Here is a 1,071-nt window from a genome sequence, read left to right as displayed (position 1 = left end):
ATCCCAGGCGCTGGTTACAGGCCGAGCTCGACCTCGAACTCGCCCGCCTCCAGGATCGCCTTGACGGCCGTCAGGTAACGGGCCGCGTCGGCGCCGTCGACCAGACGGTGGTCGTAGGACAAGGTCAGGTACGTCATGTCGCGTACGCCGATGACCGTGCCCTCCTCCGTCTCGATGACCGCCGGGCGCTTGACCGTCGCGCCGATGCCCAGGATCGCGACCTGGTTCGGCGGCACGATGATCGTGTCGAAGAGCGCACCGCGCGAGCCGGTGTTGGAGATGGTGAAGGTCGCGCCGGACAGCTCGTCCGGGGTGATCTTGTTGGCCCTGACCTTGCCCGCGAGCTCGGCCGTGGCCTTGGCGATACCGGCGATGTTGAGGTCGCCCGCGTGCTTGATGACCGGGGTCATCAGGCCCTTCTCGGAGTCCACCGCGATACCGACGCTCTCGGTGTCGAAGTAGGTGATCGTGCCCTCTTCGACGTTGATCCGGGCGTTGACGGCCGGGTGGGCCTTCAGCGCCTGGGCCGCCGCCTTCACGAAGAACGGCATCGGGGAGAGCTTGACGCCCTCGCGGGCCGCGAAGGAGTCCTTCGCCTGCGCGCGGAGCTTCATCAGGCGCGTGATGTCGACCTCGACGACCGAGGACAGCTGCGCCTGCTCGTGCAGCGCCTTGACCATGTTGTCGCCGATGACCTTGCGGATGCGGGGCATCTTGATGGTCTGGCCACGGAGGGGGGAGGCCTCCAGGGTCGGCGCCTTCTTGGCTGCCGGGGCGGCGGCTGCGGGCGCCGGAGCGGCCGCGGCGGCCTTCGCCGCCTCGGCGGCGGCGAGGACGTCCTGCTTGCGGATACGGCCGCCGACGCCGGTGCCCTTGACGGAGCCGAGGTCGACGCCGTTCTCGGCGGCGAGCTTGCGCACCAGCGGGGTCACGTACGCACCCTCGTCGGTGGCCTGCGCGGCGGCGGGCGCCGGAGCGGCCGGAGCCACCGGGGCGGGCGCGGGCGCCGGGGGAGCGACCGGAGCCGCGGCCTGGACCGGAGCCGGCGCGGGGGCCGGAGCGGCCGGGGCC

1 protein-coding gene is annotated in these 1,071 nt (G+C 72.0%); it reads right to left on the bottom strand.

Annotated features, from left to right (window positions below):
- Positions 1–14 precede the first annotated feature (14 nt).
- Positions 15–1,071 (bottom strand): 2-oxoglutarate dehydrogenase, E2 component, dihydrolipoamide succinyltransferase (sucB, locus tag STRTUCAR8_RS33990; RefSeq protein ID WP_006380764.1); only part of this gene is annotated, 1,057 nt, incomplete at its 5' end.

This window comes from Streptomyces turgidiscabies Car8 (assembly GCF_000331005.1).
GTDB classification, from domain to species: domain Bacteria; phylum Actinomycetota; class Actinomycetes; order Streptomycetales; family Streptomycetaceae; genus Streptomyces; species Streptomyces turgidiscabies.
This window is presented reverse-complemented; position numbering and strand designations above follow the sequence as displayed.